At 63.0% G+C, this 12753-nt stretch carries 12 protein-coding genes; 3 read left to right on the forward strand and 9 right to left on the reverse strand.

Translation table 11 applies throughout. From position 1 onward, the window contains the following. Positions 1–3 precede the first annotated feature (3 nt). The 4 genes from NLY33_RS10040 to NLY33_RS10055 all read right to left on the reverse strand — a co-directional run bounded on the left by NLY33_RS10040 (position 4) and on the right by NLY33_RS10055 (position 3855). Positions 4–984 (reverse strand): NAD(P)-dependent oxidoreductase, encoded by a 981-nt coding sequence (locus tag NLY33_RS10040; protein ID WP_023686626.1) that lies wholly within the window; start codon positions 982–984, stop codon positions 4–6. An 85-nt stretch (positions 985–1069) separates the two neighbouring features. Continuing rightward, entirely contained in the window at positions 1070–1786 is a 717-nt protein-coding gene (locus NLY33_RS10045; RefSeq protein ID WP_023686625.1) for a FadR/GntR family transcriptional regulator, read from the reverse strand. 2 nt (positions 1787–1788) lie between these two features. Further along, positions 1789–2958, reverse strand: coding sequence for a mandelate racemase/muconate lactonizing enzyme family protein (locus NLY33_RS10050; protein WP_023683009.1), 1170 nt, complete (start codon positions 2956–2958; stop codon positions 1789–1791). 9 nt (positions 2959–2967) lie between these two features. Continuing rightward, positions 2968–3855: a sugar phosphate isomerase/epimerase family protein gene (locus tag NLY33_RS10055; protein WP_023669836.1), complete on the reverse strand. Its 888-nt coding sequence runs from the start codon at positions 3853–3855 to the stop codon at positions 2968–2970. Positions 3856–4254: 399 nt separating this feature from the next. Between NLY33_RS10055 and NLY33_RS10060 the strand changes: the two genes are divergently transcribed. From NLY33_RS10060 to NLY33_RS10070, 3 genes are all read left to right on the forward strand, one after another. Beyond that, positions 4255–5310, forward strand: coding sequence for a sugar phosphate isomerase/epimerase family protein (locus NLY33_RS10060; protein ID WP_023704241.1), 1056 nt, complete (start codon positions 4255–4257; stop codon positions 5308–5310). An 18-nt stretch (positions 5311–5328) separates the two neighbouring features. Then, on the forward strand, positions 5329–6516 hold the full coding sequence (locus NLY33_RS10065; RefSeq protein WP_023700155.1) for a Gfo/Idh/MocA family protein: 1188 nt from the start codon (positions 5329–5331) through the stop codon (positions 6514–6516). 123 nt (positions 6517–6639) lie between these two features. Continuing rightward, on the forward strand, positions 6640–7491 hold the full coding sequence (locus NLY33_RS10070; RefSeq protein ID WP_023700154.1) for a sugar phosphate isomerase/epimerase family protein: 852 nt from the start codon (positions 6640–6642) through the stop codon (positions 7489–7491). A 288-nt stretch (positions 7492–7779) separates the two neighbouring features. Here the strand turns inward: NLY33_RS10070 and NLY33_RS10075 are convergent, their stop codons facing one another. From NLY33_RS10075 to NLY33_RS10095, 5 genes are all read right to left on the reverse strand, one after another. Next, complete coding sequence (locus tag NLY33_RS10075) at positions 7780–8796, reverse strand: zinc-binding alcohol dehydrogenase family protein (RefSeq protein WP_023704240.1); 1017 nt, start codon at positions 8794–8796, stop codon at positions 7780–7782. 70 nt (positions 8797–8866) lie between these two features. Then, complete coding sequence (locus NLY33_RS10080; protein ID WP_023704239.1) at positions 8867–9832, reverse strand: ABC transporter permease; 966 nt, start codon at positions 9830–9832, stop codon at positions 8867–8869. 23 nt (positions 9833–9855) lie between these two features. Continuing rightward, positions 9856–11379 (reverse strand): sugar ABC transporter ATP-binding protein, encoded by a 1524-nt coding sequence (locus NLY33_RS10085; protein WP_031196018.1) that lies wholly within the window; start codon positions 11377–11379, stop codon positions 9856–9858. Between the two features lie 147 nt (positions 11380–11526). Then, positions 11527–12519, reverse strand: a complete 993-nt coding sequence (locus tag NLY33_RS10090; protein WP_023669816.1) for an ABC transporter substrate-binding protein — start codon at positions 12517–12519, stop codon at positions 11527–11529. 12 nt (positions 12520–12531) lie between these two features. Continuing rightward, positions 12532–12747, reverse strand: coding sequence for a hypothetical protein (locus tag NLY33_RS10095; protein ID WP_023669815.1), 216 nt, complete (start codon positions 12745–12747; stop codon positions 12532–12534). Positions 12748–12753: the final 6 nt, after the last annotated feature.

The following is a 12753-nucleotide window of genomic DNA, read 5'->3' on the forward strand; positions in this document are numbered from 1 at the left end:
GGTTCACGCGTCCGCCGGGAACCGTCTGCGGTAATGCTCGACCACGTCGGGATTGCGCAGATTGACAGGCAGCCGGTTGGCCAGCACCAGCAAGGTCTCGCCGGCCGCGCCCACGCCCATGCGCATCATCGATTGCTCGGTAATCCCCGCCATATGCGGGGTGACGATAACATTGTCGAAACCGAAATAGGGATGGTTTGCCGGCAGCGGCTGCGTGGCAAAGACGTCGAGTGCGGCGCCGCCGATCCGGTCTTGGCGCAAGGCCTCGATCAGCGCCTCGTCGTCGATCACCGGTCCGCGCGAAATGTTGATCAAAAGCGCGTCCGGCTTCATGCGGGCAATGCGTTCGCGGCTGATCAGGCCGCGCGTTTCCGGCGTCAGCGGGCAGCAGAGCACGATGATGTCGCTCTGTTCGATCAGCGCATCGATCGACAGGAAGCCGATCCTGTCGGGTGCCGGCTGCATGCTGCGGGTCGTCGCCACGACGTCGAGGCCGAAGCCGTGCGCGGCGATATGGGCGACCGCCTGACCGATGGCGCCGAAGCCGATGATGCCGATGGTCTTGCCGGCAAGCTCGCTGGCATGGCTGGCGTGGTCGCGGCCGGCATTCCAGCCCTTGGCGCGCAAGTCGCGGTCGACCGAACGGAAGCGCCGAAGCAGGGCAAGGGCCGCGAACATCACATATTCGGCGACCGAACGCGCATTGACCGCCGGCACGTTGGCGACCAGCACGCCGGCCGCGGCCGCGGCCTCCATCGGCACCATGTCGAGCCCGGCGCCGTGGCGGACCGCTGCTCTGAGTTTCGTGGCGTTTTCGAACAGCGACGGCGGCAGCGGTGCGCGAACGATGATGACGTCGGCATGCTTCGCCTCGGCGGTCAGCGTGGCCGCATCGAGCGCTGAGGCGACGACGAGTTCACCGGCGCCCGCCAGCATTGCGGAGGCACGCGGATGCAGCGTGTGCGTCGACAGGATTCTGGGCATGGGGCTCTCGCTAGTCGCAATTCTCAAAGGAAAGCGCCGCGCGCTTTTCCCAGAAAAACCGTTTCACACCTTTCCTGGAATTGCACTAGACCTTCTCAAGTGCCAGGCTTTGCGCTTGCGCCTCCCGGCCCTCGATGATCCCCTTCCAGTAGCTTTCCGCGCCTTGCAGGTGGGCGCTCATCAGCGCCTGGGCGAGATTGCCGTCGCGACGCAGCAGCGCCTCGTAGATCTGGATATGCTCGGCATGCGAGCGCACTGAGCGCTCGGGATCGTTGAAGTAGATCGGCAGCCGCTGCTCGCCCATCAGGTAATAGACACTGCAGATATTGTGGAAGACGCCGTTCTTGGTCGCCCGCACGATTTCGAGGTGGAATTCGCGGTCTTCCTTGGCGAGGCCTTCGCCGGCGGCGATGCACTCCTCCGAGGCTTTCAGGATCTCCCGCAGGCGTTCGAAATTCTCTTCGGTGGCACGCGAACAGGCAAGTTCGGCGGCCTTGATCTCGTGGATCTTGCGCAGTTCGACGGTCTCGTAGATTTGCACCGGGTCGAGCGGCAGGCCGGCACGGGCAAACAGCGCCAGCGCCTCGACACTGGCCTGCCTGGTGTCGACATAGATGCCGGATTTGGCGCGGCGCTCGACGATGCGCATGGCCTCCAGAATGGCCAGCGCCTCGCGGATCTGGCCGCGACTGACGACGAAATGCTCCGCCAGTTCGCGCTCCGAAGGCGTGCGGCCGGTCTCCTTGTCCGAATGGGCGAAGAGATAGGCGGCGAGCTCGGCCAGAAGGTTCTTTTCTTTCATCGTCAACCGCGTTGCGCGTGCGCCTCCAGGAACCGCTCCGAAATGGTGAATCCCAGACCCGGCTTTTCAGGGATCGCTATCATACCGTCCCTTGCTTCGACAGTCTCTTCGATAAGATCGTGGATCATCGGGTTGGCGCCGAGCGAATATTCGACGGTAAAACTGGCAGGCGAGGCCGCACAAACATGCAGGCCGGCGAAGAAGCATGGCGCGCCGGCCCACAGATGCGGGGCAAAGCGCAGATTGAAGGCACTGGCGATGGTGCCGATCTTCATCGCCTCGCTGATACCGCCGCAAAAGGCCGGATCCGGCTGGAAGATGTCGGCGGATTTCAGCACCGCGAGATCGCGGAAGGCGTAGCGCGTCGCTTCGCTTTCGCCGGTGGCGATCGGGATCGAACCCGAGGCGCGCACCTCGGCCATACCAGCCTTGTCGTCGGCGATAACAGGCTCCTCGAACCAGGCGAGGTCGAGATCGCTGGCCAGGCTGATGAAGCGCTTGGCCTCGGCCACCGTATAGGTGCCGTGCGCGTCGACCATCAACTCGACGTCAGGACCGAGCGCCTGCCGTGCGGCGCGGACGCGGGCGGCGGAAATGTGCGGGGCGCCGTCCATGGCGCCGACGCGCATCTTCAGCGCCTTGAAGCCGCCTTTGGCGATGTAGGATTTGAGCTGCTCGCCGATAGCGTCGGCGGCAGCCCAGCCGCCGGAGGCGTAGGCCGGCATGCGGTCGAGCTTGCGGCCGCCGATGAGCCGCCACACCGGCTGTCCCAACGACTTGCCCAGAATATCCCAGAGCGCGATATCGACGGCGCTGATTGCCGCAATGCTCATGCCGCGCCGCGCCAGCTGCGGCATGGCATGGCCGGCGCGCGCGGCACTGTCATGGCGCACGCCGTTGTAGAGCATCTCCCAGATCATGCCGATGTCGGCGGGGTCGCGGCCGATCAGCTGCGGCCCGACCTCGTGATTCAGCATGTAGACCAGCGCACCATAGCTGCCGGCGCTGCCGGCGGCGTTCTTGCCCTCGCCCCAGCCGATCAGCCCGTCGTCAGTCTCAATGCGCAGGATGGCGGCGTCGAACGTCGTCACCTGGCCAAAGTCGCTGCGATGCTGCTTCGCGGCCTCAATCGGCACGCGGACCCACCACGCCTGGACCGTTTTGATGCGCATCCCGATCGGCTACTTGATCAGCGGCAGCAGCGTTTCGGCCGTGATGCGCATCTGGTCGGTGTAGAATTTCTCCGTCAGCACGCTGGAGCCGTGATCCTGGATGAACTTCAGCTGTTCGGGAGAAATGTCGACCGGATTCCGGTCGACCATGTCGGGATAGGGCGCGGCGGGTGTGCGGTCGACGGGCGCGACGAATTCGTTGGTCAGCGCGCCGTCATAGCCGACTTCCTTCAGCGTCTGCACGATCCGTGGCCAATCGATCTGGCCAAGGCCGGCGGCAAAGCGGTTGTTGTCGGCGACGTGGAAGTCGAACAGCCGTTTGCCGACCTGACGGATCGCGTCATGGACGTTAAATTCTTCCATATGGATGTGATAGGCGTCGAGGCAGACGCCGCATTCGGGGCTGACCGCATCGGCCAGGGCCAACGCCTGCGCGCCGCGGTTGAACAGATAGGTCTCGAAGCGGTTGAGCGGCTCGACCGCGATCTTGACGCCGACCTTCTTGGCATGGGTGAAGCATTCGCGGGTGGCGTCGACCACCCACTTCCATTCCTCTTCCTCGGTGCCGTCCGGTACCACTTTGCCGACGGTCGCGGGCACCAGCGTTATGATCTCGCCATCAAGTTCGCTGACCATGGTCAGCACGTCCTTGACGTACTGCACCGAGCGTTCGCGCTGGCCCTGGTCCCTGGCGGCAAGGTTGCGTTCGCCCAGCATCAGCGTCACCGACCCCCAGCAGCGGATGCCGTATTCTTTCAGCAGCGCGCGGGTCTCCTTGGTCTTGTATTGCTCGGGCTCGCCGGAAATCTCGATCGACTCGTAGCCGAATTTCTTGATGCGCTTCAGCGTCACCTCCAACGGTTCCGCGCGCATCCAGTTGTGCGTCGAAAGATGCATGGTCTATCCTTCCCAGAATTCGTCTGTGCCAGTTCGCCTGCGATGCGCCCCACAAGGCGCGTCGCGTGTTTCCTCCCCAAGGCGCTCCAGCGTTTTTGCGCAACTGGTTCGACCAATTGGGCCCTAATGGAGGTCTACAGCAATTTTTGTCGCGCGGCAAGAACCGCCGCCATGCGATATCGACATCTGTGTACCGTATTGATTATGCTGGTATATATCGCCAAAAATGGAATGCCCTGGCAGCTTTGCGCGTGAGTCAAATGGCTTGACCCATTTTCGGTATTTGGTAATACCAGAATGCCGATACGAGAATGCACATCGCAAGAGACCAAAGAGGCTGGCCCTGCTTTCATCAGGCGCTATGCTTGGTCCTTGGAAAAATGAATTGGGAGGATGCCGATGCCGTCGACAATGAAGGGTCCGGGGCTGTTTCTGGCGCAGTTCGCGGGGGATACCGCGCCGTTCAATTCGCTGGCCTCGATCACCAAATGGGCGGCCGGTCTCGGTTACAAGGGCGTGCAGATCCCGACCTGGGATGCACGCCTGTTCGACCTCAAGAAGGCGGCATCTTCCAAGACCTATTGCGACGAGGTGAAAGGCATCTGCGCGGATGCCGGCGTCGAGATCACCGAACTGTCGACGCATCTTCAAGGGCAGCTGGTGGCGGTGCACCCGGCCTATGATGCCCAGTTCGACGGCTTTGCACCGCCTGCGGTGCACAACAACCCCAAGGCCAGGCAGAAATGGGCGGTCGAACAGATGGAGTTCGGCGCCAAGGCCTCGAAGAATCTTGGCCTGAAAACCTCGGTGACGTTTTCCGGCGCTCTGGCCTTCCCGTATCTCTATCCCTGGCCACAGCGGCCGGCCGGGCTGATCGAGGAGGCCTTTGCCGAACTCGGCACACGCTGGAAGCCGATCCTCGACGTCTATGACGAAAACGGCGTCGATGTCGGCTACGAGATCCATCCTGGCGAGGACATCTTCGACGGCGCCACCTTCGAGATGTTCCTAGATGCGGTTGGCGGCCACAAGCGCTGCAACATCAACTACGACCCGTCGCATTTCCTTTTGCAGCAGCTCGACTATCTCGAATTCATCGACATCTATCACGAGCGGATCAAGGCCTTCCATGCCAAGGATGCCGAGTTCAATCCGACGGGGCGGCAAGGCGTCTATTCCGGCTATCAGAGCTGGACCAATCGCGCGGGGCGATTCCGCTCGCTTGGCGACGGGCAGGTCGATTTCGGCGGCATCTTCTCCAAGCTTACCCAGTATGGCTACGATTCCTGGGCGGTGCTGGAGTGGGAGTGTTGCCTCAAGCATCCGGAGGACGGCGCGGCCGAAGGCGCGCCCTTCATCCAGCACCACATTATCCGGGTGACGGAAAAGGCCTTTGATGATTTCGCCGGCGGCACCACCGACAAGAAGATGCTGCGCGCCATGATGGGTATTTGACACAAGCAGGAGAAAGACATGGTCGGCGCATCGAAGTCGGAAGCGGGGGGCGGCCCGATCCGTTATGGTATGGTCGGCGGCGGCCAAGGCGCCTTCATCGGCGCGGTGCACCGGATCGCGGCGCGCATGGACAATGACTTCGTGCTGGTGGCCGGCGCCCTGTCGGCCAATCCCGAGCGCGCCAAGGCTTCCGCCGCCGAACTCGGTCTCGACCCGGCGCGCAGCTACGCCTCCTATGCCGAGATGGCCAAGGCCGAGGCCAAGCGCCCGGACGGCATCGAGGCGGTGGCGATCGTCACCCCTAACAATGTGCACGTGCCGGCGGCCAAAGCGTTTCTCGAGGCCGGCATCCACGTCATCTGCGACAAGCCGCTGGCGACCACCTTGGCTGAAGCCAGGAAGCTAGCGGCGATAGTCGAAAAGACCGGCAAGGTGTTCGTGCTGACCCACAATTACACTGCCTATCCGATGATCCGGCAGGCGCGCGAGATGGTGGCCAAGGGGCAGCTTGGCGACATCCGCATCCTTCAGTCCGAGTACCCGCAGGACTGGCTGACCGAGGATCTTGCCGCCACCGGCCAGAAGCAGGCGGCGTGGCGCTCCGACCCCAAGCAGGCGGGCGCGGGCGGCGCGCTCGGCGACATCGGCACGCATGCCTACAATCTGGCGCGCTTCGTCTCGGGTCTGGAGCTCGATTCCCTGTCGGCCGATCTCGACGCTTTCGTGCCGGGGCGACTGCTCGACGACAATGTCAATGTCATGCTGCGCTTCAAGCCGGTCGGCAAGGTGCATCCGGCCAAGGGCATGATCTGGGCAAGCCAGGTGGCGCCCGGCCACGAGAACGGGCTGAAGCTGCGCATCTATGGCTCTAAAGGCGGCCTGGAATGGGTGCAGGCCGATCCGAACTATCTCTGGTACACGCCGTTTGGCCAGCCCAAGCAGCTGCTCACCCGCAACGGCGCCGGCGCGCTGCCGGTTGCGGGACGCGTCAGCCGCGTTCCGTCTGGCCATCCGGAAGGCTATCTCGAAGGCTTCGCCAACATCTACCAGGAGGCGGCGCGCGCGATCCGCGCGGCACGCAAGAAGGGCGGCAAGCCGGGCAAGGACGTGGTGTTCCCGACCATCCAGGACGGCGTCGAAGGTATGGCGTTCATCGAGGCCTGCGTGAAGTCGTCGAAGAAGAACGGGGCGTGGACGAAACTTTAGGGAGCGCCGGCGCCAAGTCTCTTCTCCCTTCGGGGAGAAGGTGGCCGCTAAGCGGCCGAATGAGGGCGCATGGTGCGAGGTGCGAAAGAAACCAGCGCGCCGTCAAATGGGGAGGGGCTGTCGATGAAAATCGGCATGTGCATGTTTTTGTGGACGACTTCCGTGTCTAAGAAACACGAGCCGTTGCTGCGCGACATCAAGGCGACCGGCTTCGACGGCGTCGAGATACCGATCTTCTCAGGCACGCCAGAGGACTACAAGAAGCTTGGCGATTTGCTCGACCGCATCGGGTTGGAGCGCACGGCTGTTACGGCGATGGGCGACCCGGCGATGAATCTGATTTCGCCGGATGCCGCGACCCGCAAGGCCGGCATCGGCTACATGAAATGGGCGATCGATTGCGCCCAGGCGCTCGGCGCGAGTACGCTGAGCGGGCCGCTGCATTCGACGCTCGGCGCCTTCTCCGGCAGCGGGCCGACCGCTGCCGAGAAGAAGCGCTCGATCGCCTCGCAGCGCGCCATTGGCGATCATGCCGGCAAGCGGAACGTTACCATCGGGTTGGAGGCGCTCAACCGTTTCGAGTGCTATCTGCTGAACACGATGGCCGATCTGTCCGAGCACGTCGACGCCATCGACCGGCCGCACATCAAGGCGATGTACGACACCTTCCACGCCAATATCGAGGAGGCCGACCCGATCGGCGCCTACATGAAGCACCGGCGGAATGTCGTGCACGTCCACATTTCGGAGAACGATCGCGGCGTGCCGGGACGCGGGAACATTCCGTGGAAAGAGACTTTCGCGGCCATCCGCAAGAGCGGCTATGACGACTGGCTGACGATCGAGGCGTTTGGCAGGTCGCTGAAGGATCTGACGGCGGCGACCAAGGTGTGGCGGGATTTTTCCGAGACGCCGGAGGCAGTTTATCGCGAGGGATACAGGCATATCAGGGATGGGTGGAAGCGGGCGGCTTAGCCGCTCACTTCCCTCATCCACGGGCGCAGCGGACGCGGAGACTCGAGGACCCATGCCGCGACTGTCGCGCGCCGCAGCGGTGCAGGTAGGAGATGCGAATGGACGCCTCTTTTTGCACCGCTGGATTCTAGCGCAGACGTCACCGAATGAAACCTCGGGTCTGCGCCGCGTCGCTTCGCTCCTTGCTCCGCCCGTGGATGAGGAAGCGACGGGCCTTTTCGCAAATCGCCGAGGTATGCGATCTGCCTTAACTCGGCACTTATCGCTCCACCAAATTTTTCGGATGTCTTACCCCACCTCGATCACAGCCTTGATCAACCCCGATTTCTCATGCGCCCAGCGGGCGAGATCATCCGGCGTGCCGGCCAGCGTGGTACGGTGGGTGACGAGTTTTGCCAGAGGCACGGCGCCGTTGCGGATCGAGGCAGCGACGTGGTCGAAATCGACTCTCAGCGCGTTGCGGCTGCCGATCAATGTCATTTCGCGCTTGTGGAATTCCGGATCGGAAAAGACGATGTCGTCCTTGACGACGCTGACCAGCACGAGCGTGCCACCATGCGCGACATGGGCGAAGGCCGACTGCACCGAGGCGGTGTTGCCGGTGGCGTCGAAGACGACGTCGAACCCTTCGCCGCCGGTTGCCTCGCGCACCAGTTCGGCTGCCGCTTTTTGTGAACCGTCGAGCGTGGCGAAGCCGAGTTCGCCTTTTGCAAAATCCAGCCGCTCCGTGCTCATGTCGAGCAGGCTGACATCGAGCCCGGCGATGCGCGCAAACAGCGCTGCGCCAAGGCCGATCGGCCCGGCGCCGATGACCAGCGTGCGGGCGCCTGGTTCGGCGCGGGCACGCCGCACGGCATGCGCGCCGATGGCGAGGAATTCCACCGCCGCCGCGTCGGCCAGCGACAAGCCGTTTGCCGGATAAAGATTCTGCGCCGGCACGAGGATCTGCTCGGCCATGGCGCCGTCGCGATGCACGCCAAGCACTTCGATCCTGACGCAGCAATTCGGCTTGCCGTTCCGGCAGGCGATGCATTTTCCGCAAGCGAGATAGGGATTGATGATGACGGGCTCGCCCACGGCAAGGTCGACATCTTCGCCGGTCTCGACGACGGTGCCCGACACTTCATGGCCCATGATGCGGGGATAGGCAAGGAACGGGTGCTTGCCTTCGAAGATGTGGTAGTCGGTGCCGCAGATGCCGACATGGCTGACGGCAACCAGCGCCCAGCCGGCAGGCGGCGCTCCTGGCGCCGGCCGGTCTTCCAGGACAAGCTCGCCGGGCGAGCGGCAGACAACAGCTTTCATTCGGCAATTCCAGTGTTCAAAAAGGCGCCGGTCCGTTGTTGAGCGGACCGACACGGAAGGTCAGGGAGGATTACTTGCCGCGACGGCGCAGCCCGTCGAAATAGACGATGATGATGATCAACGCGCCGGTGATGATGCGCTGCCAGAACGAGTTGACGTTGAGCAGATTGGCACCGTTGTTGATGGTGGCCAGGATGAAGGCGCCGAGCAGCGGGCCATGCACCGAGCCGACGGCGCCGAATAGCGAAGTGCCGCCGATCACCGATGAGGCGATCGCCTGCAACTCCCAACCTTCGGCCTGGGTCGGGTTGCCGATGCCGATGCGCGCCGCCAGCAGCACGCCGACGAAGGCCGCGCATAGGCCCGACAGCGTGTAGGCCATGTAGATGGTGTGCTGGACATTGACGCCCGAGAGGCGCGAGGCCTCGGCATTGGATCCCACAGAGAAGAGATAGCGGCCCCAGCGGCTGTGGTGCAGGAAGATGTAGGCCGGGATGCCGACCAGGATCACCATCCAGAACAGATTGGGGATGCCGACAAAGGAACTGCGCGAGAACGCGGTGAAGCTGTCGCTGTTGATGTTGATCGAGTTGCCGTTGGTCATCAACAGGCCGATGCCGCGCAACGAGGTCAGCGTCGCCAGCGTGATGATGAAGGGCGGCAGGCCCATCTTGACGATGCCGAAGCCATGGAACAGGCCGATGGCAACGCCGACCAGCAGCGTCACCAGAATGGCGACCCAGATCGGGAAGCCGGCATTGATCATCATGGCGACAATGACGGTGGCGAAGCCGACCACGGCGCCGACCGAGAGGTCGATGCCGCCGGTGATGATGACGAAGGTCTGGCCGACCGCCATGATGGCGATCATCGAGCCCTGCCGCAAAAGATTGGCGATGTTGTTGGAGGAGGCGAAGCTCGGCGTCGCCACCGACAGCACGATCCAGAGCAGAACCAGCAACGCCAGAAGCGTCAGCCCGAACAGGACGTTGTAGTTCCGTTTCGGTTTTTCGATCGCGATGGTTTCGATGCTCATGGTTCCTCCCGTTTCTTGTTTTGTCAGCCGATCGCCTGTGTCAGCACGTCTTCGTGGCTGGCGGCGCGAAAGCCATGGCTGGCGACCAGTTTGCCGCGCCGGAACACGTGCAGCGTATCGGCGAGTTCATAAACCTCGGGCAGATAGGACGAGATCAGGATGATGCCGGCGCCCTTGGACAACAGTTCCCCGAACAGGCGGTAAATCTCGGCCTTGGTGCCGACATCGACGCCGACGGTCGGCTCATCGAAGATGAACAGCTTGGCGCCGTGCGCCAGCCATTTGCCGATGACGATCTTCTGCTGGTTGCCGCCGGACAGGCTGGAGGCCAGTGCGCCGCGTGTCGGCGTCTTGATGCGGAGGCCGGCGATCTGGCGATCGGCTTCAGCCTTTTCCTTCGTGTTCGAAATCAGCAGGTTGTTGGAGATGCGCTTGTAGATCGGCAGGTTGAGGTTGAGGCCGACCGGCAGGTTCAGGCACAGGCCCTGGTCGCGGCGGCTTTCCGGCGCCAGCGCCATGCCGAGCTTGATCGCGTCGTGCTCGGAATTGATCAGCACCGGTTTGCCTTGCCAGCGGATCTGGCCGGCCGACTTCTTGTGGCGGCCATAGAGCGTGGTGACGAACTCGCTGCGGCCGGCGCCGATCAGGCCATAGAGCCCGACGATCTCGCCGGCACGCACTGTCATCGAGACGTCTTCGAAGCCCTTGCCCGACAGGTTTTTCGCTTCAACGATCACGGCACCGGGGGTGAAATGCTCCTTGTGGTAGACTTGCTCGATCGAGCGGTTGATCATCATCTTGACCAGCTCGGCGTCATTGGTCTCGGCAATGTTGCGGGTGCCGACCAGCGTGCCGTCGCGCAGCACCGAGACGCGATCGGCGAGTTCGAACACCTCTTCCATGCGATGGCTGATGTAGATGATGGTGACGCCTTCGCCCTTGAGCCTGCGGATCAGCGTGAACAGCTGGTCGGCTTCCTTGCGGGTGAGATAGGCGGTCGGCTCGTCGAAAATCAGGAACTTGGTGCCGCGCACGGTGGCGCGGGCGGCGGCGATCAGCTGCTGCTGGCCGATGGTGAGGTCACCCAGCATGACATGCGCCGGCAGATCGAAGCCGAGACCGTCGATGATCTTCTGCGCTTCCTTCACCATGGCGCGCTGCTGCAGGATGCCGAAGCGCGAATTCTCCTCGCCGAGGAACATGTTGGCGGCGACGGTGAGATGGCGGCAGAGCACGACCTCCTGATGCACGGCGTTGATGCCCAGCGCCATCGCCTCGTGTGGGGTTGCCAGCGCTGCCGGCTTGCCCTCCCAGATGACATCGCCGGAGGTGCGCGGCATGACGCCGGTCAGAAGCTTGATCAAGGTGGATTTGCCGGCGCCGTTCTCGCCGACGATGGCGTGGATCTCACCTGCCTTGAAGGCAAGGTGAACGGGCTTCAGCGCATGCGTGCCGGGATAGCGTTTTTCCAGCCCGTGCAGTTCGAGGATCGTCCTGCCGGGCGCTAGCGTTGGGGCCGGGTGCAGTTCCTGCGCCGTGGGCGTCATGACAATCCTCCCAGATTGGCCTTACGATTGGCACGTCGCGATGCAGTCAAGCCGCATCGTCGAGGTGATTCAAGCCGGTGGATATTCAAGCTTGTATCCGGTGTTTCCGGGGCGCGAGGCCCCGGAAAGGATTTTTGGTTGACGGGCTCAGAGCTTCGGGTTGAGCAGGGCGTCGATCTTGGGGTCTTTCATGTTTGCCTTGGTCACCAGGTTGGCGCCGGTGTCGACATTGGCCTCGACCTTCTCGCCCTTCGAGGCGGCGAGCGCGGTCTTGATGCCGTCATAGCCCATCCGGTACGGATCCTGGACGACGAGCGCGGAAATGACGCCGTCATTGAGGAACTTGATCAGCTTCTCGTCGCTGTCGAAGCCGACCAGCGCCAGCTTGCCGCCAAGGTTGTTCTCGGCGACTGCCTGACCGACGCCCTGCGCCATGATCAGGTTGGACGCGAAGATGCCCTTGAGGTTCGGGTTGGCGGTGATCAGGTCGGTGGCGATGTTGAGACCGGTCGTTGCCTGGCCGTCGGCATATTTGTCCGCGACGAGCTTGAGCCCCGGATATTTCGCGGCCAGCTGCTCGGTGAAGCCCTGCTTGCGCTGCTCCAGCGAACCGGCGCCCGGCGCGTTGGTGATCAGGGCGACGTCGCCCTCGATCTTGCCGCCATTGGCTTCGCCGATGGCTGCTGCAAGACCGTCAGCGGCGACGCGTCCGCCCTGCACATTGTCGGTGGTCAGGAACGAGGTGAAGGCCTTGGAGTCGGCGCCGGAGTCGATGCCGATGACCTTGACCTTGCTGGCCGCTTCATCGATCGGCTTGCCGAGCGCCTTGAATTCGGTCGGCGCGATGACGATCGCGGCCGGGTTGCCGGCGACGGCATTCTCGAGGATCGAGACCTGGCCGTTGACGTCGGTTTCAGCCTGGGCGCCGAGTTCGGGTACGTTGACGCCGAGATCCTTGCCGGCCTTGCGGGCGCCGGCCAGGACGATCTGCCAGTAGAAGGACGTGGTGTCCTTGACGATGATCGGAATGGTCACGTCCGCCGCCGAAGCCGGCGCCGTGTGCAGCGTGCCGGCAAGCATCGAGGCGGCAGCTAGTGCCATCAGTGAGCGGCGGTTGAGAATGCTGGTCACGAATTTCATTAGGAATCCTCCCTAGATCGCCCGGTGAAGGTTACGGAAGCTCCATTTGGATAGGCGCGGCCCAAACAGAACTTTATCAATAAAAAACAATTGCCGCTTTTTGATAGTGCATCGGTCCGGCCGACGCAAGCGGTGTTTCATATCGGCCTGCGCATGGCTTGGCGGGGAAACCTCCCTGCCGATCCTCAGTGCCACGTCCAGACGCTCCCGATCCTCCTTGATCATCATGGAATA

It is taken from the genome of Mesorhizobium sp. C432A (genome assembly GCF_030323145.1).
Taxonomy (GTDB): Bacteria; Pseudomonadota; Alphaproteobacteria; order Rhizobiales; family Rhizobiaceae; genus Mesorhizobium.

What these genes read in the sequence shown, in the direction of transcription:
- NLY33_RS10040 (WP_023686626.1), bottom strand. Translation starts at nt 984, where the DNA reads ATGCCCAGAATCCTGTCGACGCACACGCTGCATCCGCGTGCCTCCGCA.
- NLY33_RS10045 (WP_023686625.1), bottom strand. Translation starts at nt 1,786, where the DNA reads ATGAAAGAAAAGAACCTTCTGGCCGAGCTCGCCGCCTATCTCTTCGCC.
- NLY33_RS10050 (WP_023683009.1), bottom strand. Translation starts at nt 2,958, where the DNA reads ATGCGCATCAAAACGGTCCAGGCGTGGTGGGTCCGCGTGCCGATTGAG.
- NLY33_RS10055 (WP_023669836.1), bottom strand. Translation starts at nt 3,855, where the DNA reads ATGCATCTTTCGACGCACAACTGGATGCGCGCGGAACCGTTGGAGGTG.
- NLY33_RS10060 (WP_023704241.1), top strand. Translation starts at nt 4,255, where the DNA reads ATGCCGTCGACAATGAAGGGTCCGGGGCTGTTTCTGGCGCAGTTCGCG.
- NLY33_RS10065 (WP_023700155.1), top strand. Translation starts at nt 5,329, where the DNA reads ATGGTCGGCGCATCGAAGTCGGAAGCGGGGGGCGGCCCGATCCGTTAT.
- NLY33_RS10070 (WP_023700154.1), top strand. Translation starts at nt 6,640, where the DNA reads ATGAAAATCGGCATGTGCATGTTTTTGTGGACGACTTCCGTGTCTAAG.
- NLY33_RS10075 (WP_023704240.1), bottom strand. Translation starts at nt 8,796, where the DNA reads ATGAAAGCTGTTGTCTGCCGCTCGCCCGGCGAGCTTGTCCTGGAAGAC.
- NLY33_RS10080 (WP_023704239.1), bottom strand. Translation starts at nt 9,832, where the DNA reads ATGAGCATCGAAACCATCGCGATCGAAAAACCGAAACGGAACTACAAC.
- NLY33_RS10085 (WP_031196018.1), bottom strand. Translation starts at nt 11,379, where the DNA reads ATGACGCCCACGGCGCAGGAACTGCACCCGGCCCCAACGCTAGCGCCC.
- NLY33_RS10090 (WP_023669816.1), bottom strand. Translation starts at nt 12,519, where the DNA reads ATGAAATTCGTGACCAGCATTCTCAACCGCCGCTCACTGATGGCACTA.
- NLY33_RS10095 (WP_023669815.1), bottom strand. Translation starts at nt 12,747, where the DNA reads ATGATGATCAAGGAGGATCGGGAGCGTCTGGACGTGGCACTGAGGATC.